The organism is Winogradskyella sp. (genome assembly GCF_965656915.1).
Classification (GTDB): Bacteria; Bacteroidota; Bacteroidia; order Flavobacteriales; family Flavobacteriaceae; genus Winogradskyella.
The window spans coordinates 90,982-111,332 of the sequence record NZ_CBFHMI010000001.1 but is presented as its reverse complement, the minus strand read 5'-3'; the positions used below and the strand labels follow the sequence as shown (position 1 = coordinate 111,332).

The 20,351-nt window shown below is 34.0% G+C and carries 22 protein-coding genes; 11 read left to right on the top strand and 11 right to left on the bottom strand.

The window, feature by feature from the left end:
• The first annotated feature begins 261 nt into the window (after window positions 1-261).
• Window positions 262-2,505 (top strand): TonB-dependent receptor, encoded by a 2,244-nt coding sequence (locus tag ACTG3Y_RS00535; RefSeq protein ID WP_439150965.1) that lies wholly within the window; start codon window positions 262-264, stop codon window positions 2,503-2,505.
• Here ACTG3Y_RS00535 and ACTG3Y_RS00530 read toward each other — a convergent pair.
• Entirely contained in the window at window positions 2,502-2,933 is a 432-nt protein-coding gene (locus tag ACTG3Y_RS00530; RefSeq protein WP_439150964.1) for a hypothetical protein, read from the bottom strand. The genes ACTG3Y_RS00535 and ACTG3Y_RS00530 overlap by 4 nt on opposite strands.
• 166 nt (window positions 2,934-3,099) lie before the next feature.
• Here ACTG3Y_RS00530 and greA point away from each other — a divergent pair, with 166 nt between their 5' ends.
• Both greA and ACTG3Y_RS00520 read left to right on the top strand, forming a co-directional pair.
• Entirely contained in the window at window positions 3,100-3,573 is a 474-nt protein-coding gene (gene greA, locus ACTG3Y_RS00525) for a transcription elongation factor GreA (protein WP_439150963.1), read from the top strand.
• A gap of 113 nt (window positions 3,574-3,686) precedes the next feature.
• Window positions 3,687-4,079, top strand: coding sequence for an HIT family protein (locus ACTG3Y_RS00520; RefSeq protein ID WP_439150962.1), 393 nt, complete (start codon window positions 3,687-3,689; stop codon window positions 4,077-4,079).
• 3 nt (window positions 4,080-4,082) lie between these two features.
• Here ACTG3Y_RS00520 and ACTG3Y_RS00515 read toward each other — a convergent pair whose 3' ends face one another.
• Complete coding sequence (locus ACTG3Y_RS00515) at window positions 4,083-5,243, bottom strand: sensor histidine kinase (RefSeq protein WP_439150961.1); 1,161 nt, start codon at window positions 5,241-5,243, stop codon at window positions 4,083-4,085.
• Window positions 5,244-5,368: 125 nt separating this feature from the next.
• On the opposite strand from ACTG3Y_RS00515, the gene ACTG3Y_RS00510 reads away from it, so the two are divergent.
• The 3 genes from ACTG3Y_RS00510 (at window position 5,369) to aat (ending at window position 7,549) form a co-directional block, all read left to right on the top strand.
• A complete protein-coding gene (locus ACTG3Y_RS00510) occupies window positions 5,369-6,238 on the top strand; it encodes a flavin reductase family protein (RefSeq protein ID WP_439150960.1) in 870 nt (289 codons plus the stop codon).
• A gap of 41 nt (window positions 6,239-6,279) precedes the next feature.
• Entirely contained in the window at window positions 6,280-6,657 is a 378-nt protein-coding gene (locus ACTG3Y_RS00505; protein WP_439150959.1) for a DUF3127 domain-containing protein, read from the top strand.
• A gap of 268 nt (window positions 6,658-6,925) precedes the next feature.
• Entirely contained in the window at window positions 6,926-7,549 is a 624-nt protein-coding gene (gene aat / locus ACTG3Y_RS00500) for a leucyl/phenylalanyl-tRNA--protein transferase (RefSeq protein WP_439150958.1), read from the top strand.
• Here aat and ACTG3Y_RS00495 read toward each other — a convergent pair.
• A complete protein-coding gene (locus tag ACTG3Y_RS00495) occupies window positions 7,546-8,109 on the bottom strand; it encodes a DNA-3-methyladenine glycosylase I (RefSeq protein ID WP_439150957.1) in 564 nt (187 codons plus the stop codon). The genes aat and ACTG3Y_RS00495 overlap by 4 nt on opposite strands.
• Window positions 8,110-8,189: 80 nt before the next feature.
• On the opposite strand from ACTG3Y_RS00495, the gene ACTG3Y_RS00490 reads away from it, so the two are divergent.
• Window positions 8,190-8,807 carry a thioredoxin family protein gene (locus tag ACTG3Y_RS00490; RefSeq protein ID WP_439150956.1) on the top strand — a complete coding sequence of 206 codons (618 nt, stop codon included), beginning with the start codon at window positions 8,190-8,192 and terminating at the stop codon, window positions 8,805-8,807.
• Here the strand turns inward: ACTG3Y_RS00490 and ACTG3Y_RS00485 are convergent.
• The 6 genes from ACTG3Y_RS00485 to ACTG3Y_RS00460 all read right to left on the bottom strand — a co-directional run bounded on the left by ACTG3Y_RS00485 (window position 8,804) and on the right by ACTG3Y_RS00460 (window position 12,761).
• Window positions 8,804-9,547, bottom strand: coding sequence for a hypothetical protein (locus tag ACTG3Y_RS00485; RefSeq protein ID WP_439150955.1), 744 nt, complete (start codon window positions 9,545-9,547; stop codon window positions 8,804-8,806). The two genes, ACTG3Y_RS00490 and ACTG3Y_RS00485, sit on opposite strands and share 4 nt — an antisense overlap.
• A gap of 77 nt (window positions 9,548-9,624) precedes the next feature.
• Window positions 9,625-10,326, bottom strand: a complete 702-nt coding sequence (truB, locus tag ACTG3Y_RS00480) for a tRNA pseudouridine(55) synthase TruB (RefSeq protein WP_439151098.1) — start codon at window positions 10,324-10,326, stop codon at window positions 9,625-9,627.
• Window positions 10,326-11,129 carry an undecaprenyl-diphosphate phosphatase gene (locus tag ACTG3Y_RS00475; protein WP_439150954.1) on the bottom strand — a complete coding sequence of 268 codons (804 nt, stop codon included), beginning with the start codon at window positions 11,127-11,129 and terminating at the stop codon, window positions 10,326-10,328. Before ACTG3Y_RS00475 ends, truB begins: the two co-directional genes overlap by 1 nt.
• Window positions 11,130-11,185: 56 nt before the next feature.
• A complete protein-coding gene (locus tag ACTG3Y_RS00470) occupies window positions 11,186-11,449 on the bottom strand; it encodes a DUF3098 domain-containing protein (RefSeq protein WP_439150953.1) in 264 nt (87 codons plus the stop codon).
• A complete protein-coding gene (locus ACTG3Y_RS00465) occupies window positions 11,449-11,808 on the bottom strand; it encodes a hypothetical protein (RefSeq protein ID WP_439150952.1) in 360 nt (119 codons plus the stop codon). Before ACTG3Y_RS00465 ends, ACTG3Y_RS00470 begins: the two co-directional genes overlap by 1 nt.
• A 74-nt stretch (window positions 11,809-11,882) precedes the next feature.
• Window positions 11,883-12,761, bottom strand: a complete 879-nt coding sequence (locus ACTG3Y_RS00460) for a cell division protein FtsX (RefSeq protein ID WP_439150951.1) — start codon at window positions 12,759-12,761, stop codon at window positions 11,883-11,885.
• Between the two features lie 121 nt (window positions 12,762-12,882).
• Between ACTG3Y_RS00460 and ACTG3Y_RS00455 the strand changes: the two genes are divergently transcribed.
• The 4 genes from ACTG3Y_RS00455 (at window position 12,883) to ACTG3Y_RS00440 (ending at window position 18,375) form a co-directional block, all read left to right on the top strand.
• Window positions 12,883-15,873 carry a leucine--tRNA ligase gene (locus tag ACTG3Y_RS00455; protein ID WP_439150950.1) on the top strand — a complete coding sequence of 997 codons (2,991 nt, stop codon included), beginning with the start codon at window positions 12,883-12,885 and terminating at the stop codon, window positions 15,871-15,873.
• 4 nt (window positions 15,874-15,877) lie between these two features.
• Window positions 15,878-16,237, top strand: a complete 360-nt coding sequence (locus tag ACTG3Y_RS00450; RefSeq protein ID WP_439150949.1) for a hypothetical protein — start codon at window positions 15,878-15,880, stop codon at window positions 16,235-16,237.
• A gap of 229 nt (window positions 16,238-16,466) precedes the next feature.
• The gene (gene ald / locus ACTG3Y_RS00445) at window positions 16,467-17,567 is read left to right on the top strand and encodes an alanine dehydrogenase (RefSeq protein ID WP_439150948.1); all 1,101 of its coding nucleotides are present in this window, start codon (window positions 16,467-16,469) and stop codon (window positions 17,565-17,567) included.
• Window positions 17,568-17,670: 103 nt separating this feature from the next.
• Complete coding sequence (locus ACTG3Y_RS00440) at window positions 17,671-18,375, top strand: zinc metallopeptidase (protein ID WP_439150947.1); 705 nt, start codon at window positions 17,671-17,673, stop codon at window positions 18,373-18,375.
• A gap of 47 nt (window positions 18,376-18,422) precedes the next feature.
• Here ACTG3Y_RS00440 and ACTG3Y_RS00435 read toward each other — a convergent pair whose 3' ends face one another.
• Together ACTG3Y_RS00435 and ACTG3Y_RS00430 are read right to left on the bottom strand one after the other, a co-directional pair.
• Window positions 18,423-18,893, bottom strand: a complete 471-nt coding sequence (locus tag ACTG3Y_RS00435) for an Lrp/AsnC ligand binding domain-containing protein (protein ID WP_439150946.1) — start codon at window positions 18,891-18,893, stop codon at window positions 18,423-18,425.
• An 80-nt stretch (window positions 18,894-18,973) separates the two neighbouring features.
• Entirely contained in the window at window positions 18,974-20,338 is a 1,365-nt protein-coding gene (locus ACTG3Y_RS00430; RefSeq protein WP_439150945.1) for a saccharopine dehydrogenase family protein, read from the bottom strand.
• Window positions 20,339-20,351: the final 13 nt, after the last annotated feature.

Sequence of the window (20,351 nt, the reverse complement as noted above, 5' to 3'; positions counted from 1 at the left end):
CTGAGATCATACCCATTGAACCTAGAACAGGTAATGCTGTTTAGGAACCGAGCGTTAAGAAAATGTCCTGTGGATGTTTTTTGCAAGTGCGATTAGGTCATCAATGTTGGTTTTACTTCTGAATCTGATGATTTTTATTTTTTAATGTAAGGATTCAAAGTAGTAGCAATATTTTTCTAATCATATTTGTTATCGTTCAAATAATCAATTATTAACTAAGAATAATTACCTCTTTTTATTCGATTATAATTTACAGTCGTAATGAAAATTTTATTCAAAAATCTGTCAAAGATATTTAGGCAGAAATTAACACTTTTTATTTTATTATTTAGTCTTTGCTCTGTTAATGGGCAAGAAAAACAACAAGACACAAGCAAAGTAGAAAAACTTGATGAAATCTTGGTAAAATCAGTTCGTGTAGACGCAAAATCTCCTATCACACACTCTAATGTGTCTAAAGAAGAGCTTGCAAAGCGTAATTTAGGTCAGGATATACCAATCCTATTAAACTTTTTGCCTTCGGTAGTGACTACAACAGATGCAGGAGCAGGAGTCGGCTATACAGGTATTAGAGTTAGAGGAGTTAGCCCACAGTCTACTAATGTGACAATTAATGGAATACCTTATAATGATGCAGAATCATTAGGTACGTTTTGGGTGAATCTAGGTGATTTTGCGTCATCCGTAGAAAGTTTACAATTACAACGTGGTGTAGGAACATCGACTAACGGATCTGGTGCGTTTGGAGCGAGTATAAATGTACTCACTGATGCGGTTTCAAAAGAAGCATCTGGAGAAATTTCAAATTCATTCGGAAGTTTTAATACTAGAAAGCACACTGTTAAGTTTAGTACAGGTTTATTAAATGATCATTTTGAAATTGCAGGGCGCTTGTCTAACATTTCGTCAGATGGTTATATAGACAGAGCATCAGCGGATTTAAAATCCTATTTTTTACAAGCGTCTTACATAAACACCAATACCTTAATAAAAGCTATTGCTTTTGGCGGAAATGAAGTGACTTACCAATCTTGGTATGGTATTGATGCTGAAACCTTAAAGGAGGACAGAACCTTCAACTTTGCTGGAATATACACAGATGATAATGGCAATACTCAATTTTACGATAATGAAGTAGATAACTACAGTCAAGATCACTACCAATTACATTGGAATCAGCGTTATGACAATAATTGGTCAACAACATTGGGTCTTAACTATACTTATGGTCGTGGTTATTTTGAGCAGTTTAGAGAGGATGACGATTTTTCTACCTATGGTTTTGAAGAATTAACGGTTAATGGTGAATCTGTAAATACGACTGATTTAATTCGTCGTCGTTGGTTAGATAATGACTTCTATGTTGTAAATGCTAGCGTCAATTATAAGAATGATGAGATAGATATGATATTTGGTGGTTCTTACAGTCATTATGATGGTGATCACTTTGGTGAAGTTATTTGGGCAGAATTTGCCAGCCAAAGTGACATTAGAGATCGCTATTACGATGGAAATAGTTTAAAGAATGATTTATCAGTTTTCTATAAAGCTAACTACCAGTTAAACGACAAGGTGAGTTTATATGGAGATTTACAGGTTAGAAATGTTACCTATAAAACCTTCGGAAACACTTCAGATCTGGTAGATTTTGAAGTAGATAAGGAATTTACTTTTTTTAATCCTAAAGCAGGTGTAAGTTATGAATTAAACGATGCCAATAATTTTTATTTCTCTTATGCAAGAGCTAACCGAGAACCAAATAGAACAGATTTTGAAAGTAACCCTAATATTAAACCAGAAGAACTAAATGATTTTGAATTAGGCTGGAGACATAAGAAAGGCAATTTTAGCTTTAATGCCAACGCTTATTATATGATGTACAATCAGCAGTTAGTGTTATCTGGGCGTTTAGATGATGTTGGTAATCCTATTAGAACAAATAGTGGAGAAAGTTATCGATTAGGTGTAGAATTAGAAGCGATTATACCTGTGACGCCAAAATTAACTTTGCAACCTAACATGACTATTAGCTCTAATAAAAATAAAGAAACTAAGATATTTCGAGATGGTGAAACGGAACCTCGAAATTTAGGTAAAACAGATATTTCATTTTCACCAGATCTAGTGGCCGCAAATGCTATAGTTTTTCAACCGATTAAAGAACTACAAATGTCACTTTTAAGTAAGTTTGTTGGTGAACAATATATGAGCAATACCGAAGCTGAGTTGTCAAAATTAGATAGCTATTTCGTGAATGATTTTAATATTACATATACATTGTCCTTTAAAGTTAATGAGGAATCACAGAAAAAATCATTCTTCAAATCCATGGTATTTACAGGTTTAGTGAATAACATATTTAACGAAAAGTATGTGTCTAATGGCTATTATTTTACGTTTGATGATGATTTTTCTAATCCAGGAAGTGTCACCACTGTTGAGGGATCTGGGTTTTATCCTCAGGCGACCACAAACTTTTTAGTCGGAGTGACTTTAAACTTTTAGTTGCTAATCACATAGGTATTATCACCAATAAAATCAACCCTGTATGGCTTTAATGTGCAGGGTTGATTAGTATCACTAACCAATTGACCAGATACAAGACTATATTCATTGCCATCACCGCAATCACATACACCATTTAAACCTTCTATCCTAAGTGTAGAACATGCGGATGGTACATGATTTGGGTCTGCTCCGTCCCATGCAACAAGTGTAGACGAGTTTACTCTAACTAGTATTATACCTTCATTGCCAAAACCTTCTAACCTAACTGCATTTACAGGGAATTGTAATTGATTAAACTGCGGTAAGTTTAAGTTTACCGTGGCATTAACACCCACATTTAGTAAGAAGTTACAATTGTTATTATTGCTGTCTTTACTACAAGACAAGAACACAACACAAAACAGTAGTGAAAACAATTTTTTCATTAGTCAATTTTAAAGGGCAATTTACAATTATTTCAAGTATACTGTAAATATTTTATATATTTGCATAGTAATCTCGTCACAGCGAGATTTTTTCTTTAATCCCGAACTTGTTTCGGGATATTTTGAATATAGCAGGCAGAGATTACAAAGAATAAACGAAAGAATTATGAGTAAAGTATCTTACTATACAGCTGAAGGATTAAAAAAATTAAGAGAAGAGTTAAACCAGCTTAAGGATGTTGAGCGACCAAAAGCGTCACAAGCTATTGCAGAAGCAAGAGATAAAGGCGATTTGAGTGAAAATGCTGAATATGATGCAGCTAAAGAGGCTCAGGGAATGTTAGAAATGAAAATTTCTAAAATGGAAGAAACCCTTGCTAATGCTCGAGTAATAGACGAGTCACAATTAGACACTTCTAAAGTTTTAGCATTGTCAATTGTTAAGATTAAAAATCAAACCAATGGTATGGAAATGACATACACTTTGGTAGCAGAGAGTGAGGCAGATTTAGCTTCAGGTAAAATTTCTGTTAACTCGCCTATAGGTAAAGGCCTATTGGGTAAATCAGTTGGCGATACGGCTGAAATTCAAGTGCCAAATGGTATTATAAAATTTGATATATTAGAAATTTCGAGATAATAGTATTAGCACTGTCGTATTGATCATAGTCGAATTGCTTTTGAAATGATAACATATAAAAAAGATTCCTTTCTCAAGGAATCTTTTTATCTTTATGAGATATTCATTGATTTATGGCTACACTTTTTACAAAAATTATTAATGGTGAAATTCCATCATACAAAGTAGCTGAAACAGAAGATTTTTTTGCTTTTTTAGATATTAACCCTAATGCTAAAGGGCATACACTGTGTATTCCTAAAAAAGAAGTTGACAAAATCTTTGATTTAGATGAGATGTCTTATACAGCTTTGATGCAATTTTCGAGACGTGTGGCATTAGCTATAGAAAAAGCTGTGCCTTGCGAGCGCGTCGGTATGTCTGTTATTGGCTTAGAAGTGCCTCATGTACATGTGCATTTGATACCACTGCACACAATGGAAAATGCACGTTTTACGCATAAAGAAAAGTTGGAACCAGAGGAGTTTAAATCTATTGCGACTGCAATTGCTTCTAATTTCAAATAGCTTTTAGAGCGTCTTTAGCATAATTTGTATAGTTGTGCCTTTTTTAATTTCAGAAGTAAGTACTTTTATTTTGCCGTTATGGTAGTCTTCAATAATTCGTTTTGCTAAAGACAATCCAAGTCCCCACCCACGTTTTTTTGTCGTGTAACCTGGTTCAAAAATTTTAGTATATAGGTTTTTAGAAATACCTTTTCCAGTATCAGAAATATTAATAAACACTTGATTTTCTATTTGAGAAAGCTCTAATTTTAAATCACCTTTTCCCTTCATGGCATCGATAGCATTTTTTACCAGATTTTCTATAGTCCAACCAAAAAGTTGTGAGTTAAGGTTTACAAAGATTTCTGTTTCAGGAATAACAATATCAAAATTAATTAGCTTAGAAGATCTCGATTTTAAGTAATCATAAGATTGCTGTGTAATTTGGACAATATCTACGCGTTCTAATGTAGGTGCCGACCCGATCTTGCTAAAACGATCTGTAATGGTTTGTAATCTGTCAATATCTTTTTCAATTTCTATAATGTATTGAGGGTTTACATTTTCAGATTTTAATATCTCAGTCCAACCAACGAGAGAAGATAAAGGAGTTCCTATTTGATGCGCTGTTTCTTTGGCCATACCTGTCCAAAGTTTATTTTGTTCTGCATTTTTAGAACTACGGTAAAAGAAATATACTACTGCTGCAAAAAGAACAATAATTAGTATTAAGGCTAATGGATAATATTTTAATTTATTGAGTAAAGGGGAGTTTCCATAGTATAATTTACCAGGCTTATTATCTGGTAAAGTCACTTCAAGCGGATCATTTTGTGATATTAAATTATTTAAAAGATTAATTATTGATTTTGGACTATCTACAAGATTACTGTCAATATTTCTAAAATTTATAATCTTATTGTTTTCATCCACTAATAGCATTGGAATAGTAACAGTAGTATCAGTAACAACTCTATCGGCAACTTCGTTCATTTCAACATCGTCCTGGTAGAAAAACTTAGAATACTCAGGGTAGGCAAAAGTCCAATTCTTCATTTTATTTCGCTCTTCTAATTTAAAATTCTGAAAGAACACATAGGTATTCCATAGAATAAGAGAGATGATTATGAATGAAGACAATATTATAATCCAGCGGATTACATTTCGGTTTGAGCTAAACGTCATTGGTTAGTGCAATTTCTATTTCTAAATATAATGGAAAACTGTTAATAATATTGTACTTCAATGTGGATAAAATACTTTCACTAGCAAACCAATATAATTATATTTGTTGAAAATCAGAGAAGTACATGATTTCATTAAATCCTAAAGATCTTTCAACCGGTAAATTACATGGCTACCTTTTAAGTTCAGTTGCGCCAAGGCCTATTGCATTTGCCAGTACAATTGATGGAGATGGCAATCCTAATTTGTCACCGTTTAGTTTTTTTAATGTATTCAGTGCTAACCCTCCAATACTCATATTTTCACCTGCCAGGCGTGTTAGAGATAATACAACTAAGCACACCTTAGAAAATGTTGAAACAATTAAAGAAGTTGTCATCAATGTGGTGAATTATGACATTGTTCATCAAATGTCATTAACAAGTACAGAATATCCTGAAGGTGTTAACGAGTTTGAAAAAGCAGGATTAACCATGTTGCCATCAGAAGAGGTTAAACCTTTTAGAGTAGCAGAATCTCCTATTCAGTTTGAATGTAAAGTTAATGACGTTATGCATCTAGGAAAAGAAGGAGGAGCAGGGAATTTGGTGATTTGTGAAGTAGTTAAATTGCATATTACTGATGAGGTATTGAATGAAGATGAAACAATTAATCAAGAAGCATTGGATTTAGTAGCAAGAGCAGGAGGTAGTTATTACAGTAGAGCAAAAAAAGGATTTTTTGAAATACCGAAGCCACTAAGAAAGATGGGTATAGGTGTAGATAATATGCCAGATCATGTTAAAAATAGTATGATTTTAACGGGAAATAATTTAGGAATGCTGGCTAATGTTGAGGCTCTACCAAACAAAAATGAAGTGAATAAGTTTGTGGATGATATTAGTGAACGTTATCCTGATATTAAAACAGCTTCACATAGAGAAAAACATAAAATTGCTCAAAATTATTTGAGCTATGGAGACGTAAAAAGTGCATGGAAGTTATTACTTTCGTAGCCATAAAATAAATAGTAAAATAAAATTTAGATTAAGTAAAAATGGAAGTACAAGGACGTATTAAGGTGATTGGAGAGACACAAACATTTGGAAGTAACGGTTTTAGAAAAAGAGAGGTAGTAGTAACTACAGAAGAGCAATACCCACAGCATATTATGGTAGAGTTTGTTCAAGATAAAACAGACTTATTAAATAACTACCAGGTTGGTCAGCAGGTAAAAATTAATATAAACCTAAGAGGCAGAGAATGGGTGAACCCACAAGGTGAGACAAAATATTTCAATTCTATCCAAGGTTGGAGAATTGAAGCCTTACAACCAGAAGCGGCTAGTGGAGATATGCCTCCTGTACCACCAACAGAAGCTTTTGAGCCAGTTAATGACGTAAAGGATGGCGATCATGACGATTTACCATTCTAGAAATAAATAATATCGAATAATAAAAAAACTTGCTTTTATGAAGCAAGTTTTTTTTATTTAAACTAAAAAAGTCCCGATGGTTAGTCGGGACTTAATATTGTGGTTTTAGGTTTTGACCTTTACAAACAAACTTAAAAAAAAGCAATGATGAACAAAAATTTATTACATAAAGGTCAAGTCAAATATCAATAAAATTCTTATACTATCAAAACCAAATGCTGTATTTAACAGCAAAATTGTTAAAGAAATGTTATTTAAGCCTTGAAATATGCACTTTTTAACTCAAAAAATAGAATTCCCAGATGTCTCTAAAGCTACGTCAGACGGGCTTTTGGCGGTTGGTGGTGACTTGTCTTCAGAACGTTTATTGCATGCTTACAAAAATGGAATTTTTCCTTGGTTTGAAAATGAAGAACCTATCCTTTGGTGGTCTCCAGATCCTCGTTTTGTGTTATTTCCTCAAGATTTGAAGGTTTCAAAGAGTATGAAACAGATCTTTAAAAGACATACGTTTACCGTAACTACTAATAAAGCTTTTGAAGAAGTGATAAAAAACTGTGCTGCTATGAAACGCAAAGGACAACGTGGTACTTGGATAACAGATGAAATGGTTGAATCATATATAAAACTTTATAAAATAGGATATGCAAAGTCAGTCGAAGTTTGGCAAAAAGATGAACTTGTTGGTGGACTATATGGTATAGATATTGGAAACGGAGTGTTTTGTGGTGAAAGTATGTTTGCTAAACAAAGTAATGCCAGTAAAGTGGGATTTATATCTTTTGTTCAGAATTCAGAATACAAAGTAATAGATTGTCAGCTGCACACCAATCATCTAGAAAGCCTTGGGGCCAGAAACATTCCAAGAGCAGAATTTATAAAATTCCTCTAAACTTCATTATATCTAAAGCAAGTCACTTCATGGTCGTTAACCATGCCTGTTGCTTGCATATGTGCATAAATTACAGTAGATCCTACAAACTTAAAGCCGCGTTTTTTTAAATTTTTACTAATGGTATCACTTAAAGGCGTATTGGCAGGTGCTTTTTTATAATCTTCAAACTTGTTTTTAATGGGTTGACCATCCACAAATGCCCAGATGTATTTTGAAAATGAACCAAATTCTTCTTGTATATTCATAAAAGCTTGTGCATTAGAAATAGTAGCTTTAATCTTTAATTTATTTCTAATGATTCCTGCATTTTGCAAAAGTTCATCAATTTTAGGCTGTTGGTAAAGTGCGATTTTTTTATAATCAAAATTATCGAAGGCTTTTCTGAAACTTTCTCGTTTTTTAAGCACAGTGATCCAACTTAAACCAGCCTGAAATGTTTCTAGTATTAAAAATTCAAATAGTGTGGCATCATCATAAACAGGAACTCCCCATTCTTCGTCGTGATATACCTCGTATAAAGCATCGCCTTCACACCAACCGCATCTACTTCGATTCATCACTGTAAGTTTTTAAAATTTATGCTACTAATGTAACAACTGTTGCCTGAAAAATGGCAATATAACCTTAATTTTACACCATGGAAGTTTTACATACACCTATGATAAATACGATTATAGCTTCAAGTTTAAAGAAAAGTATAACCTATGCCGAGTATAGAGATTTAGTTTCGGCATTAGTTGAAAAACAATCAACCACGGGCAACGAAAAAACAGAAGCTCTTGCTAATTATACGATGCTAAATGACAGACGTATGAGGCGCTGGGACAAGACTGTTAAGGTGTCTGATGACATAATAAATCAGATTCGAATATTTAGTAAAAAAACAACATGGTTAGTTATTACTGAAAGTTGGTGTGGTGATGCAGCTCATATTATGCCTGTTATTAATAAAATTGCGGAGCTCAATGATAATATTGATTATAGAGTTGTCTTAAGAGATGAAAATGAAGCATTAATGAATGCGTTTTTAACAAATGGAGGCAAGTCAATTCCTAAACTTATTATGATAGATAATGAGACGAACGAGGTTTTGGATACTTTTGGACCGAGACCTTCAGTCGCTACAGCATTAGTAAATGACTATAAAGAAAAACATGGGCAATTAACACCAGAATTTAAGGAAGATCTACAACGTTGCTATAATAAAGATAAGGGCCAATCTACGATTCAAGATTTAGTTAAGCTTTTAAGTTAGTTTTTACTCTTAAATAAAAAGGTGATGGTACCTAATTGATCGTCACGGTTTGAACTATCGAACTGAACACTCATGGCATATTCAATAGCATGATCTATTAAACACTGATTATTAGAATTAGAGGAACCGTTGATATAAGCATCGAAAACATTACCAATTTCATTAACTCTGATATTTACGACAATCTTTCCTCCTCTTTCGCACAGATATCTAGGAGTAGTGTAATGAGCAAGTGTACGTCCTTTTAAAGAATAGGTTAACGTACTTCTGGATTTAGCATGCTCGTCTGCTTGCTTTTTGTTTTTCTGTCGTTTTTTTAATTCGTCCTGTAAACTTTTATAAGATTGTGATTCTTTAGTATTTATAGCATATTCCTTGTAATCTATATAGGATTTATTGAAGTCAGTTGGTTCACTCGTGTCGTCGGTAATGGTTTCATCTTCCTTAGCATTCGTAGTACGCTCAAAATCATCACTGCTAACTGTACGAAAGTTACGCATCATTTCTTTGTATTCCTGATCCTCGTTAAAAGCCTTGTTTGTTGAAGCAATATTAGGGTCTTCAGTTTTTTGAAGTTCTTCTCGCTTCTCTTCAGTCTCATCCTTTGGCTCTAGTTCATAATAGCTCTCAGTAATTAATTTCTGATGTTGCTTAATATGAATACTAAACATACCAAGGACTAATGTTCCTGCAATAAGGAATGTTAATATAGCTGCTTTATGTTGTTCAATTAACTTCAAGAATCTTTATTATTTCATCATCAATATATACGAATATAAGGCGGAAATAGTTTAAACTAAAAGTAAAAGCTAGAGTTTTAGTGCTTTTGAGGTGTAAGATTATTAATAAATTCTTCAGGAGTTAAGGCATTTTCGACTTTAAATTCGCCGATACGAGTTCGTCGTAATTCAGATAAATGAGCACCAGAATTTAATGCTATACCAAAGTCGTGTGCCAGAGATCTAATATAAGTGCCTTTACTACATACAACTCTAAATCTAATATTAAAATCTTTAATTTGTATGATTTCAAATTCAGTGATCTCTACCTTTCTCGACTTAATTTCAACAGCTTCACCAGCTCGTGCGAATTCATACAGGCGTTTACCTTCTTTTTTTATAGCAGAAAATATAGGAGGAAACTGATCTATAGTACCAATAAACCCCTTTGTAGCTTCACGAATCAGATCATTGGTAATATGCTCAGTTGGATAGGTTTTGTCTATTTCGGTTTCGAGATCATAAGATGGAGTCGTGCTACCTAATGAAAAAGTGCCTGTATATTCTTTTTCTTGGCCTTGAAATGTGTTTATTTGCTTAGTCATTTTACCTGTGCAAATCACAAGTAAACCTGTAGCTAATGGATCTAAAGTGCCTGCGTGCCCTACTTTAATTTTTTTAATATTAAAGGCCTGTCTAATAGACCATCGCAGTTTGTTGACCGCTTGAAAAGATGTCCAATTTAAAGGTTTGTCAATTAATAAAACCTGGCCATTTTTATAGTCTTCACCTGTAAGCATTATATCGTTTTCCAAATTATTGCAGTTAGACCAACAACAACGCAATAGATAGCGAAGTAGGTCAATTTACTTTGTTTAACGAGTTTTATCATCCAGGTACAAGCAAATAAACCTGAAATGAAAGCTGCAATAAACCCTACACTTAAATAAGTAAAATTAGAGCTTGTATAATCTATTTGACCCTCTAAAACGTCTTTCGCAATTTTACCAAAAATTAATGGTACAACCATTAAAAACGAGAACCGCGCCGCTTTAGACTTATCTATACCAAGCAAAACAGAAGTGGATATAGTAGCTCCAGATCTTGAGATACCTGGTAGCATAGCAACACCTTGTGCTAATCCAATTATAAATCCATCAAGTAATGACACTTTTTTATGGGTCTTTTTCGCTCTATCTGCGAGAAATAGCAAAATTGCAGTAACTATTAACATGCAACCCACTAAAAAGATACTATTGCCAAAAAGCTCTTCAAACTCATGTTCAAATTTATAACCTATGATTACCGCTGGTATCATAGATACAATGATTTTAGTAGAAAATTTAACCTCTTCCGTCCAAGTCAGTGTTGTAATTCCTTTAATGACTCCCTTAATGATAATGGCAACGTCTTTTCTAAAGATTACGATGGTACTCAAAGCGGTTGCGAAATGAAGAACTACGGTGAAAAGCAGACTTTCTTGTGGTAAAGAATTATTGCCTAATATTGCTTTTCCTAATTCTAAATGACCACTGGAAGAAACTGGCAAAAACTCAGTAAGTCCTTGTATTATTCCTAAAACAATAGCATCAATAAATTCCATTAGGCAAAAGTATCAATTACAGTGAAGATACACTTTAAAGCTATGTAAATTCAATGTTATTTTTTAGAATGCTTATTAGGGTTAAGTAGAATGGCATAAATTTGAATACCAAAGCCTATTAAAACCAAGGTTGGAGCAAGTCTAATTCGTCTCCAACTGAAGATAGAAGAGTCAAATACGTTTGGATCATCACTGCCACCACCAGCCATAAGAATAAATCCAATAGCGATAAAGGCTAAGCCAATAAATAACCATTTATAATTTTTCTTACCGAAAATAAATTCGGGTTTAGTGTCTTTTTTTCTTTTTTGTTCTCCCATCAGTCTTTAAATTCCGTGTAAATAACTTCGTCTTTCAATGCTAGCTGTGCTATATGTTTAGAAGGACCGTAAATCATTTTTGGTAAGTGCAAAGTAACAGTTTTATTTAAAACTTTTGCGTTAAGAGAATCTAAATTTAAGCCCGACTCTATACCTCTATTGATGTAAAAGGTTTGACCGTTCGCTGCTTTAAACTGAATATCATAGGTTGGTCCTTCACGTAATTCCGCGATTTTTACAGTCACCGTTTCACACTCTGAAGGCTTAGGATGATATATCACACATGCTTTAAAAAACAGAAAAACTAGTAAAACTAATGTAGCTATTACAATGATTGAAGTTTTGGCTGGGTTTTTCATGATGAGTTGTTTTAAAAATATAACGAACTATAAAAAAGATTATTTTATGAATTACAAACACGTCAAACCCTCTTTTAATAATACAACTGATCTGTCTTTAGATTCAAGAAACGTTGTGTAGCAATAAATGTACTGATCCACGTAATAACTATACCTAAAACGAATACACCTACGAAAAGTGCAATAATCATTACAGTGTTTCTCAATAATTCCAACTCCGGGAAGGTTTGGTCTAAGTAATATAAGACCACGGCCATACCAGCTAAAGCTACTAAAGCACCAACTATTCCTAATTGAACACTTTTCCAGATAAATGGTCTGCGAATAAAGCTTTTTGTAGCACCTACCATTTGCATGGTTTTGATAATAAAACGCTTAGAATATACGGCTAATCGAATAGAGCTGTTAATTAAAAGTACTGCAATGAGTGTAAATAAACCACTGATTATTAAAACCCAAAACGTAATTTTTTTAACGTTTTCGTTCATTAATTCTACCAAGTCATTGTCATATCTTACTTCCTCAATAAAGGCTTTATTAGAGAGACTCTCAGTGATTTCAGTGAGTTGTTCGGTTGTTACATAATCTGCTTTCAGGTATACGTCAATAGAGTTTTTTAAAGGATTATAGCCCATAAAATCCATGAAGTCATCACCATTTTGAGTTTTCATATACTCAGCAGCTTCTTCTTTAGAAACGTATTTAGCTTCTTTTGTATAATCAGCCATCGCTAAACTCTTTTTGAGTTGATTAACTTCAACTTCTTTGGCTGTATCATTCAAATGAATGGTCATTACCACTTGTTCTTTAAAATGATCCGCTATTTTTTTAGAGTTGATAACCAGTAATCCTAAGCAACCTAATAGGAATAAAACCAAAGCAATACTAATAACCACAGAGATGTAGGACGATATCAGTTTTCGTTTTTGGTACTTGTCAAAGGATGATGCCATATATAACGGATTAATACTGTAAAAATAAAAAAGAATTTGCTTCTTCAGACTATTACAACGTTTAGTTTTTTATTGTGTTGTAATACCATTAAATTTGCTCCTTATTTCAAGGAAAATAACGATGAGGTACGATTTCAATCAAATCGAAAAAAAGTGGCAAGACCATTGGGCTAAGAACGAAACTTTTAAAGCGTCTAATAATAGCGATAAACCTAAATATTATGTTTTGGATATGTTTCCTTACCCAAGTGGTGCAGGATTGCATGTTGGTCACCCATTAGGATATATAGCATCTGATATTTATGCACGTTACAAGCGTCATAAAGGCTTCAATGTGTTGCATCCACAAGGTTATGATAGCTTTGGTTTACCTGCAGAACAATATGCCATACAAACCGGTCAGCATCCTGCAGTCACTACTGAGACGAATATCAAAACGTATCGTCGGCAGTTAGACCAAATTGGGTTTTCTTTTGATTGGAGTAGAGAAGTACGAACATCTAATCCTGAATATTATAAGTGGACACAATGGATTTTTATTCAGTTGTTTGAATCTTGGTACAACTATGATTCTGATAAAGCCGAGTCCATCGATATTTTGACTGAACTATTTAAAACTGAAGGAAACACAACAGTCAATGCTGCTTGTGATGATAATATAGACCCTTTTACCGCTGAAGAATGGAACGCATTTTCAGATATTGAAAAACAAGAAATTCTTCTTAAATACAGATTAACCTATTTGGCTGAAACAGAAGTCAACTGGTGTCCAGCTTTAGGAACCGTTTTAGCCAATGACGAAATAGTAAACGGAGTTTCAGAACGTGGTGGTCATCCTGTAGTTCGCAAAAAGATGACCCAATGGAGCATGCGAATTTCTGCGTATGCAGAACGTTTGTTACAAGGATTAGAGACTATAGACTGGACAGATTCACTAAAAGAAAGCCAGCGTAATTGGATCGGGAAATCTGTTGGTGCTTCTGTGACTTTTAATGTGAACGGTCATGATAAAAAGATAGACGTTTTTACAACAAGACCTGATACAATTTACGGTGTTAGTTTTATGACCTTAGCACCAGAACATGAATATGTTTCCCAAATAACAACACCAGAACAAGAAGAAGCTGTTAATACCTATGTCGAAGCGACTGCAAAACGAAGCGAACGCGACCGAATGGCGGATGTAAAAACGATTTCTGGAGTATTTACTGGTGCTTACGCCGAGCATCCGTTTACGAAAGAGCCAATTCCGATTTGGATTGGTGATTACGTATTAGCAAGCTACGGAACAGGAGCTGTGATGGCAGTTCCATGTGGTGATCAGCGCGATTATGACTTTGCGAAGCATTTTAATATTCCGATTCCTAATATTTTTGAAGGCATTGATATTTCTGAAGAAGCTTTTGCATCAAAAGACAATGTAAAAATTGCAAATAGCGATTTCCTAAACGGAATGAACTATAAAAAAGCAAGCAAAAGTGCGATATACGAATTAGAGCAACTAGGGCAAGGTGAAGGTAAAATCAATTACCGTTTGCGTGATGCCGTATTTTCACGTCAGCGTTATTGGGGAGAACCTTTCCCAGTGTATTATGTGAATGGTATGCCACAAATGATAGATGTTAAGCACTTACCATTGACGCTTCCAGAAGTTGAAAAATATTTACCAACCGAAGAAGGAGAACCACCTTTGGGACGCGCAGAATACTGGGCTTGGGATACCAATGCAAATGCTGTAGTCTCCAATGACAAAATTGATAATGTAACAGTTTTTCCACTTGAGTTGAATACCATGCCAGGTTGGGCAGGTAGTTCTTGGTATTTCTTCCGCTATATGGAAGATGCGATGAGAGATGAAAAATTTGCCAGTGAAGACGCACTCAACTATTGGGAAAATGTAGACTTATATATTGGTGGTTCTGAACATGCGACAGGACACTTGTTATACTCACGTTTTTGGGTAAAATTTATGAAAGACAGAGGTTTTGTAGGTGTTGATGAACCTTTTAAAAAGTTGATTAATCAAGGTATGATACTTGGAACAAGTGCATTTGTAACGAGAGTTCATCAAATTAAATTTAGTAAAGGAAAGTTGAATTCAGATAAACATCACTCTGGTTCTATTGAAATAGAAGAAAAGGTTTTATTATCTGCAGACTTTTGGGATGAAGACGTTGTTAAAAATTTTGCAAAGAAAGTAACACCTAAGACTAAATATCAAAAGCTTATAGATGGTTATAAAACGATGTTGCAAAATATTGATGAATATGAACTAAACCTTGTTGTTGATAATATTCATGCAGATGTTTCCTTCGTGAATTCATCTGATGAATTGGATATTGAAGCGTTTAAAAACTGGAGAGCAGAATTTAAAAATGCTGAATTCATAACTGAAAAAGACGGAACGTTTAAAGTAAAGCGTGACGTCGAAAAAATGTCCAAATCCAAATACAATGTCGTTAATCCTGATGATATTGTAGCAAATTATGGCGCAGATAGTTTAAGACTATACGAAATGTTTTTAGGACCATTAGAGCAATACAAACCTTGGAATACGGCTGGTATTACTGGTGTCCATAGCTTCCTTAAAAAACTTTGGAAACTTTATGTAGGTCAAGAGGGTTTAAATGTAAATGATCCAGAGCCAACAAAAGACAACTTAAAGACACTACATAAAACCATAAAGAAGGTAGAAGAAGACATCGAGAATTTTTCTTTCAATACTTCAGTGTCCACTTTTATGATTGCGGTTAATGAGTTAACTGCTCAAAAGTGTAGAAGTAAAGCAATTCTAGAGCCTTTACTAGTTCTTATATCACCTTATGCACCACATATTGCTGAAGAATTATGGGAAAGACTTGGCCATTCAGAATCAATTTCCACAGAACCATTTCTAAAATTTGACGATAAACACTTGATAGAGAGTTCAAAAAATTATCCCATCTCATTTAATGGTAAAATGCGTTTTACTATGGAATTACCATTAGATATGAGTAAGGATGATATAGAAGCTGCGGTTTTGGCCAACGACAAAACACAAGAACAATTACAAGGACGTACGCCTAAAAAAGTGATTGTAGTGCCTGGTAAGATTGTTAATATAGTAGGATAATATTATGAAACTGACGCTAAAAAGATTTGATAAAATCCTGTTGGTTTTCTTTTTAGCTGTTTTCATAAGTCTATCACTGATTTGGGTGTTTGAAGAACGCTTTGATAAAGAGCAATGGAGTGCCAATCTGACTCAGCGTTATAAAATGGTAGATAACCTTATGGAATCTCAAGTTCTAATAGGAAAATCAAAAGATGATGTCATACTTATGTTAGGCTATCCAAACTTAAGTTCAGATAATGAGAATGAAGTTTTTGCTTATAGTTTAGGTGTACCACCTAGTTTTTTTAATTCCAAGCGCGAAAAGTTGCTTGTCATCTTCAGAGAAGAAATAGTTGAAGATGTTACGCTAGCGACAGACTAATACTGTTGTCATTTTATTATGAATCAACCTCTGGATTCAGTTTACCGATAAATTATCTCGTTGGTCTATTGTCGTATTTGTTTGAAAATGAGATGAATATTATCAATTTCATAAAATAAAGTCTTCAAAATAATAATTCCGTAAAAATGCCCTCAAATGAATAGTCAAATTTGGATACTTTGATAATTTAATGGTAATTCACATAGCTATTAATACAAATTATTAAACTATGAAAATTGGAGTCCCAAAAGAGATTAAAAACAACGAAAGTAGAGTTGGAATGACACCTGCAGGTGTTTTTGAACTTATAAAAAACAATCATACGGTATATGTCCAAAAAGAAGCTGGCTTTGGTAGTGGCTTTTTTGATAAGGACTATATAGAAGTAGGTGCAACTATATTAGATACTATCGAAGAGGTTTATGCATCTGCTGACATGATTGTAAAAGTTAAAGAACCAATTGCAGAAGAATATCCGTTAATTAAATCGCATCACGTTGTATTTACCTATTTTCATTTCGCATCAAGTGAACCGCTAACAAAAGCAATGCTTAAGAGTAAGGCTGTTTGTATAGCTTACGAAACTGTGGAGGATAAAGATGGGACATTGCCATTATTAACACCAATGTCTGAAGTTGCCGGACGTATGGCAATTCAACAAGGAGCTAAATATTTAGAAAAACCAATTAAAGGAAAAGGAGTCCTTCTTGGTGGTGTGCCTGGAGTTCCTCCCGGAAAAGTATTGGTGCTAGGTGCAGGAACAGTTGGTATTCAAGCTGCTAAAATGGCTGCAGGCCTTGGTGCGCATGTCACCATTATGGATATTAATATGAAGCAATTACGTTATGTGAATGATATAATGCCTAAACATGTTGTAACCGAATTTTCTAGTGAATTCAATATTAGAAAAAGAATTAAAGATCATGACCTAATTGTTGGAGGAGTATTAATTAAAGGAGCAAAAGCTCCTAAACTAATTACCAGAGATATGCTTAAAGATATGCATCCTGGAACGGTCATCGTTGATGTTGCTGTAGACCAAGGCGGTTGTATAGAAACGACTAAAGCTACAACACATGAAGATCCAACTTATATCATAGATGATGTTGTTCATTATTGCGTAGCGAATATGCCAGGAGCTGTACCTTATACTTCAACTTTAGCATTAACAAACGTTACATTGCCTTACGTTTTAAGATTAGCAAATCAAGGTTGGGAAGTGGCTTGTACTAAAGATGAATCCTTAAGAAAAGGGCTTAATATAATTAATGGTAAAATCGTTTATGAAGAAATAGCTGAAGCTTTTAATTGGTCGGTTGATGCCATGTAAAATTATTTGAATCGTCAGTTAACCTGACAAAATTTCTTAACTCAAATTTGGCTTATTCTTTGCTGTACAATTAGTAAATTTACTAGATAAAAAATTTACAATTATGGCTGGATTAACAGGATACTATATATTAATTGGAGCGATAGCTTTAGTCAGTTGGTTAGTAAGTAATCAATTGAAGAAGAAATTTGCCAAATACTCTAAAGTTCAATTAAGAAACGGAATGAGTGGACAAGAGATAGCAGAAAAAATGCTGGCTGATAATGGCATTTTTGATGTTGAGGTGATTTCTACACCAGGTCAATTGACTGATCATTATAATCCCAAAAACAAAACTGTAAATCTAAGTGAAGCGGTTTATAACCAACGTAATGCTGCCGCTGCTGCAGTTGCTGCACATGAGTGTGGTCATGCAGTGCAACACGCACAAGCTTATAGTGCATTAGGAATGCGTTCTGCATTGGTGCCAATTGTAAGTGTGACATCTGGTATGTCTCAATGGTTGGTTATTGGAGGACTTATTTTAGGTGCAGCAGCAGGTGTAGGATTAGGTTATTGGGTAGCAGTTGTAGGCCTAGTTTTTATGGGGTTTGCAACCTTATTTAGCTTTATTACTTTGCCTGTAGAATACGATGCCAGTAATAGAGCCTTAGCATGGTTAAAAGGAAAGAATATGGTAACTCCAGAGGAGTATAAAGGCTCAGAAGACGCACTTAAATGGGCTGCAAGAACCTATTTAGTGGCTGCAATTGGTGCATTAGCATCGTTGCTATATTGGGGACTTCAAGTATTTGGAGGAAGAGATTAATATTACAAACTGAAATGAGAAGCCCTGATTCTTCAGGGCTTTTTTTGCTAAATTTTAATTTGCCGATTTATCTGCTCTTGTAAGGAGATAAAGGTTTCCGTGCGAGATACACCTTTTATGCTTTGTATTTCGGAATTGAGCACATGCATTAAATGCTCATTATCCTTCGATAAGATTTTTAAGAAAATGCTCCAATGCCCTGTTGTGTAGTGACATTCTATAACTTCTGGGATATTTTGTAGCTGTTTTACAGCTTCAGGATTACTTACGGCTTTGTCTAAATACACTCCAACAAAGGCCATCGTGGTATAGCCTAAAACTTTAGGGTTAATTACAAATTTTGAACCAGCTAAAAGTCCTGATTTTTCTAATTTTTTAAGACGTTGATGAATTGCAGCTCCAGAAATACCAACACCACGAGCAATTTCTAAGATTGGTGTTCTGGCATCTTCCATTAATGCACGTAGTATCTTTTTATCAATACCATCTATGTAAATACCTTTATCGCTAATCTTCATCCTTATTTTTGTTTAAACAATGAAAGTTAAAAATAAGAAAACGATTTCAATTTGAAAGTTTAATATATTGAATTTGTAGTTTAGAGATTTAATGGATTGTAACCTAAATAAGGCACTTCTTTTTCATTGAATTTAACACCATAGGTTTTAAGACTTTTAAGAATTGGAGTATAAACCTCTTTAGTAATTGGTATTTGTACACCTGGAGTTGTTATTTTTCCATTTAATATATCTAGAGTAGCCATAGCAACAGGTAAACCAACAGTTTTTGACATTGCTGTATAGGTTTGATCTTCTCCGACCACAACCATAGTTGCATCAATTTGTCGTTTTTCACCATTAAGTTCATAACCAAATTTATGATACATCACAATCATATCTTTGTCATGTTCATTAAGTGTCCAACTATCCATTAATATTTTTGTAAGAATTTGAGCAGGAGTTGCTTTATCTAACTCAACCATTTTGTTTGGATTAAAAATATCGAGTTCTAAGAATTTATCCCAAACAATATCATCCTGATCAATTTTTAGAGCATGTCTAAATTTTAATTCTACAGAATCCGTAGGGCTATACGGTAAGAAAGCATTTACAAAATCGCGATAGCTCATGTTTGCGCTGTCATCAATTGTATAGCTATCATCAGTCATTCCTAACTGAACAAATACATGCCATGCCTTACTAAAGCCAACACGTCTCATCGTGCCACGATACAATGTTCTTACATGATCTAATCCATAAACGTGCTGATATTTTAGAGAATCTCTATTGGCGTAGGCTTCAAAACGACCATAATCATCTATATCTAAAAATTCGGTACGTCTAAAAAGTCTGTCATAAGGAATATATTTAAACTGATTTTCCTGTAAAAATTTAGCGGCGGCACCTTGGCCTGCAACAACCACATTTCTCGGGTTCCATGTGAATTTGTAGTGCCATAAATTATCATCACTTTCTGGAGCAATTAGGCCACCAGTAAAGGATTCAAATAAAATCATTTTACCACCCTTATCTCTTATTCTATCTATTACCTGCATAGCACTCATATGATCAATGCCGGGATCAACTCCAATCTCATTCATAAACACAAGATTATTTGCTTTTGCATCGTCATCTAACTCTTGCATTTCTTTACTTACATAAGAAGCAGTTACCATATGTTTCTTATACGTAATACAATCTTTTGCAACTTCTATATGAAATCGAGCAGGTAACATAGATACTACGATATCTGCGTTTTTTACGGCTTTAGAACGTGATTCTGCGTTAAATACATCTAAGTGAATAATATTTACAGTCTTATTATTACCAATAAGTTTTTTGGCGTTATCTACATTAAGGTCACCAATGGTGATATCCAGGTTTTCAGATTCTACTTTGTCTAATAAATATTTAATGAGATATGATGCTGATTTGCCAGCTCCAATGATTAAAATCTTTCGCATAATGGCTTTATAT